Source organism: Microvirga tunisiensis (genome assembly GCF_009296175.1).
In the GTDB taxonomy this organism is placed as follows: domain Bacteria; phylum Pseudomonadota; class Alphaproteobacteria; order Rhizobiales; family Beijerinckiaceae; genus Microvirga; species Microvirga tunisiensis.
Genome location: NZ_VOSK01000419.1, coordinates 1 through 4,727 on the forward strand (window position 1 = coordinate 1; position 4,727 = coordinate 4,727).

4 protein-coding genes and 2 pseudogenes are annotated in these 4,727 nt (G+C 57.2%); 1 reads left to right on the plus strand and 5 read right to left on the minus strand.

Going from position 1 to position 4,727, the window contains the following annotated elements:
* Both FS320_RS49020 and FS320_RS38240 read right to left on the minus strand, forming a co-directional pair.
* Positions 1-135, minus strand: a pseudogene (locus tag FS320_RS49020) (IS630 family transposase); the annotation flags it as partial.
* Between the two features lie 54 nt (positions 136-189).
* Positions 190-468: a hypothetical protein gene (locus FS320_RS38240; RefSeq protein WP_152717506.1), complete on the minus strand. Its 279-nt coding sequence runs from the start codon at positions 466-468 to the stop codon at positions 190-192.
* 1,138 nt (positions 469-1,606) lie between these two features.
* On the opposite strand from FS320_RS38240, the gene FS320_RS45560 reads away from it, so the two are divergent.
* Positions 1,607-1,747, plus strand: a complete 141-nt coding sequence (locus FS320_RS45560) for a hypothetical protein (RefSeq protein ID WP_153885385.1) — start codon at positions 1,607-1,609, stop codon at positions 1,745-1,747.
* Between the two features lie 218 nt (positions 1,748-1,965).
* Here the strand turns inward: FS320_RS45560 and FS320_RS38245 are convergent, their stop codons facing one another.
* The 3 genes and pseudogenes from FS320_RS38245 to FS320_RS38255 all read right to left on the minus strand — a co-directional run.
* Positions 1,966-2,616 carry a LuxR C-terminal-related transcriptional regulator gene (locus tag FS320_RS38245; protein ID WP_244627654.1) on the minus strand — a complete coding sequence of 217 codons (651 nt, stop codon included), beginning with the start codon at positions 2,614-2,616 and terminating at the stop codon, positions 1,966-1,968.
* Positions 2,617-4,289: 1,673 nt separating this feature from the next.
* The gene (locus tag FS320_RS45565; protein WP_153885386.1) at positions 4,290-4,433 is read right to left on the minus strand and encodes a hypothetical protein; all 144 of its coding nucleotides are present in this window, start codon (positions 4,431-4,433) and stop codon (positions 4,290-4,292) included.
* A gap of 188 nt (positions 4,434-4,621) precedes the next feature.
* A pseudogene (locus FS320_RS38255) lies at positions 4,622-4,727 on the minus strand (IS5-like element ISMra2 family transposase); the annotation flags it as partial.

Genomic DNA, 4,727 nt, shown 5'->3' on the forward strand with positions numbered 1-4,727 from the left:
GCCGACACCATCGGCGCTCAGCAGCACGATGGCGGCCCGCCAGACATGCTTCTGGGCCGTGTTCCGGTTGCTGATAACAGCCTCAAGGCGCTGCCTGTCTGAGGAGTTAAGGGTGATGGAGATACCAGTGCGCATGCTGCAGCCTCGCATACGCACAAGCCAGGGGGAATCCTCACGCGGACTCTTTTGTTAGGCGGAAACCACTAGGTCATGTAAGTAGAAGAGATAGTCCAGATCATCCACCGGGTTTTCAGAGCCGATCTTCGACTGCGTGAGTTGCTCTTGACTGAGTGGATCGCCTGACAGCGCCGTGGACAATTCCCCTCCGAACTTGCCGGCAGAATAGCCTCCTCCGCCGTAGTTTCCGTAGGTTGGCACTGCGACGGCCCCTTCCGTGCCGGCCGGGACGACTTCACCCGTCGAGGGGTCCACGAAAAATGGTCTATCCCATTGAATGTAAGCCATCATTCCCTCTTTTTGAAAATGGTCACGTGAACGACCACGACAGCACAACGGACCAATATGGCTCGACCGTGTCAGCTTGAGTGAAGGACCAGCCCCGCCTTGGTAGACGCTTGAGGCTGAGGCCTCGGGACGCGGCTTGAAGTCTCACGTGCGGGAACGCACCGCCGACAGGACGACTCAGGCGCATCCTCTTCGGATCGTTATCGCCTGATCTCTGCTTTGGAGGAGACGGACAGTGACCAGGAGAGGCACCCAGCTTTCTACCAAGTCCCTCCCCTGCGCTGAAAACAACTCAGACCTGGAGCGGCACCGCCTGTCTATATCCCTGGGTCTGGCAGCAACCGCAGTGGCGATGAATGTCCTCGCAGCCGTCCTCTCGCTGGTGGCTCTGTCCGTCTCCTGACAGCGAATTGTGGCTCGGTCTGCCCGTCAATGGAGATGGTTATGAAACACATGGAACGGGTGTGTGCTGCCATCGGCTTCATCAGCATCGGCTCTGGTGCAATGGCCCAAAGCCATCCGCTGACCACCGCGATGGCTTGTCATCAGGCACAAGGCCTTGTCGCTGCCCAAGGCGCTGTTGTTCTCAACACGAGCGCCACAACCTACGACCGATACGTGTCATCCGGTGCCTATTGTGGGCTGGGTGAAGTGCCGGGACCCGGGTGGGCTCGAACAAAGGATGTTTCCCAGTGTCTCGTTGGTTCCCGATGTGTGTCCGTCAGCCGCGGCAGTGGGCCTTGAGGCTGGAAACGCTTCCGTATCATCCAATTGAGACCGAGCTTGTCTCGGCGGGTCTTGAGATGACCTAGAGCATCGGACCCGATAGTGGATTTGAACTTTGGGATCGATGCTCCCTCTTGGATGAGCGCATCGGTCGATTTGGAAAACCGGGTCCACTCTTCGCTGACGCTGACCTGCGGTTCCGCACGATCCGCCAGGCAACAATCGCCACCATCCCTCATGCGACGATGCGAGTTCCATAGACACCGATGATATCCTGCGTGTCTTGCGGTTGCCTCTGCGTTCCGATGTCCCGGCAAGCTTCTTAAGAAGGCGCGTGATGCTGTGAAGCACTTCACAGCGTCATTGGCCGAATTGCGTCACCTTGCATGCTGTCTGAGGCCGAGAGGAGGACGCTATGAAGACGACGAACTATCTCCAGAAGGAACGCGAACCAGCAGCGCGGCCCTTCCCCGTGTCGGTTGCCCTGCTTTTTATCATCGTGGGCATGAATGTCACGGCCACCATCTTATCGTTGCTTGCTGCGCTTCCGGGATGACGATGCACTCAAGCGGGCAAGGGCACTGAAATCCGAAGAAGCGTTATTGCCCCGACCCAATGACGAACGACAAGAGAGATCGTTGGTGTCCCTTTAAAGATCTCGTCCTTCAAGATGATCGCCCGGCAACGTGGGATCCCCGCCGGCCGCACCGACTTCGCAAGCCCGGATCACGCAAGCCGTGAGTGGACTTCGAAGGGCAGTCCCAAGCCGATATTTCAGCTCAACCGCCGCACCTCATGGAACTCTCCGGCCGATGGGCCGGTCTCCCTGAGGTTTCCCGTTGCCCACATGGCAGCCTGAGTGCGATTGGCGACGCCGATCTTGCGCAGGATCGCCTTGACGTGGACCTTGATCGTCGCCTCGGTGATTTCGAGCTTTCTCGCAATGACCTTGTTCGCATCGCCGCCCATCAGCGACTGCAGGATCACGGTCTCACGGGGTGACAATTTCTGAGCTTTCAGATCGGGTGGCCGGCGTTCTGCCAACGGGATGATCTCAGCCGTGCTGGAATGCGCCAGTTCCTGGTTGAGGAGTGTCCGAACGAAGGATCCGGGAAGGATCCTTTCGCCCAGCATCGTGAGCTCGAGAATCCTGATCAGAACCTCGCGCGCACTTGTGGCGAGGCAGAAACTGTCGACGCCGGCAGAGACTGCCGATTGCACGGCCTGACAATCGAACTGATTGGCGATCGCCATGACCCGCGCGGCAGGATGCTGCCTCTTGGCGTCTCGGATGAACTCGATCGCTTGCTCGGAGGAACCGGTGGCATCCACGATGTAGAGGGCAGGCTCCGATTGAGTGGACCGCTGCGAGGTCGCAAGCCCATTCGAAGTCGGCGTGAGCACATCGAAGCATGTGCCCGACAAGAGCTGTGTGAGACCGGCCTGCAGCAATGCGCTCCCGCAAAGCAACTTTGTTGCAACATGTTGAGTAGAATCGTTCTCAAAACTATTTGCCGGCAAACCAGATGTCACGGCATGTCTAAAATGATCTTTGATCATTGCTTGCCCCCTTGGATAAACTCTACGCAATAAGCCCGTCATATCTATCAGGACGCAAAGAGCTAACTTGATCAAGAGCGGGACCCACCGATCTAGCCATTAAGGGGTATGTACTACTCCCTAAGGGCACCGCCGGCGAAAGCCTGCGTTAAGATTTTTTTAAGCTCGGGCAGCACCGACCTTTAGAGCGATTTGATCGGGGCCGAGAAGTCTCGATATGAAAATGAGTGCAATCGCGCCCTACCCCTTGGGATTACCGACTTGGAGCCGAGTCTTTAATCCGCAAGCTTAGATTGCGCTCGTTGCCGATCAACGTGCCGGAACGATATTATTCCCTCATAGCCTCAGAAGGCTGGAGGGGGACCATGCCAGTCGCCAAAGACGCTTCGACGCGACAGTGCACCATGAATGACGCTCATGGAAGCATGATAACGGAAAACGACTTAAAGATACTTTGGGTCGCACGAACGCTCACCAATATAGACTTTCAATACGGAGAAGACATACTCAGTCTCGACCGGAGCGATATCGATGTCGAGCAAAGGCGACATATCGAAATGCAGTTGCTCTTGAAGTATCGGGAGCGCCGCGAGCCCTATCAGAAGCTTATGGAGAGCCTCAGGACCTGACCTCCTCGCCGAGAAATCGAGCCAATAAAAGAGGCCCCGAAAGGGGCCTCAGTTTCTCAGAGGGAGCAACCAATGCTGTCGGCCACGCAATCAGTGTCCCCCCGTCAGGCACGATGGTCAATTCACGTATCCTTACAGATCGTGACGGTCGTGATCGTGCACGATAAAGCATAACACAAAGATGCAGATGCGCTTTCCCGTGCCGGATAAAGCGCGCAGGCCATTCATGGAACAGCGAAGAAGGAAGCGGACTGCGTCATCTACGATCGCGATGATGGCATTCCCTACTACGATGCCGACGGCACGGGCGCAGCCGAACAGGTCGCCTTTTGCGAAACTCGCCACAGGATTGAAAGTGACCTACGCCGATTTTCGGATCGTGTCGTTCCTGCCCGAGCTCGCGCGAATGATCGTCGGCGCAGGAACCAGATGCAGATTTGGGCAATGGATGCATGCGATGCGCGGACTCGCATCGCATTCGAGCCAATCTCCGCATAGATTGCGAGAGCCGTTTGAGATCGCCTTCTCCGGGAGATGAACGATGACGCCCGGTTCGATCGTCCTTTGCCAGATCGCCTTGCCTGCGTGGCACTCATCGGGTTGAGCGCGGATGCTCTGGCGCAAAGCCATCCTCTCACATCGAGAATGTCATGCGCTCAGGCACGAGATCTCGTTGCCGCGCAAGGATCCATCGTCCTCAATACAAGCTCTCTCACTTATGAAAGATATCCGTGACGCAATGGCGATTGCGTCTTAGGCGAGACGACCGAACCTGCGTGGGTCCCGACGGTGGACACGGCTCAATGTCCGATCGCTTTTCGCTGTGCGACCCGCAAGGTACCTTCCCGCAATCAGAGCGATAGCATGCTGAGCAAGCGCTCAACCGCTCCCTTCCCTGTTCGAGTGGCTTCAGCGATTGGCGACCGGTTGCTCAGCCGGCGTCCCGGGCCGTTGAATTTTGTTCTCGTGAAAGCGGCGGGCCATGTCGGTGCCGGTGCTCGCTTTCGGATTGCTCGCAAGCTGATCACGGCTCGCCGCATAGCAATCCTGCATGGCAAAATTCTCATTGGCCTTGGGATTGTAGAACGTCTTCTCCGTGCGGTTATACGTCCACGGCTCATCGCTGCAGTTTCGGCCGTATGCCCCGACCGTATTCTCGACCGCTGTCCATTTGAGGCTGGAGTTGGGGCATTGGCCCTCATACTGGCCGCTATAGGCGCCTAGGGCGTGTCTGCAAAGGGCTATAGCCAGAGCATGATCATGCCGAGGTTGACCATCGCGAGATAGTTGGCGGCGCGCTTCTCGTAGCGTGTGGCGATGCGGCGGAATTGCTTGAGGCGGTTGATC

Coding starts and splice junctions, on each gene's coding strand:
- FS320_RS45560 (WP_153885385.1), top strand. CDS start 1,607: ATGAAGACGACGAACTATCTCCAGAAGGAACGCGAACCAGCAGCGCGG.
- FS320_RS38240 (WP_152717506.1), bottom strand. CDS start 468: ATGATGGCTTACATTCAATGGGATAGACCATTTTTCGTGGACCCCTCG.
- FS320_RS45565 (WP_153885386.1), bottom strand. CDS start 4,433: ATGCAGGATTGCTATGCGGCGAGCCGTGATCAGCTTGCGAGCAATCCG.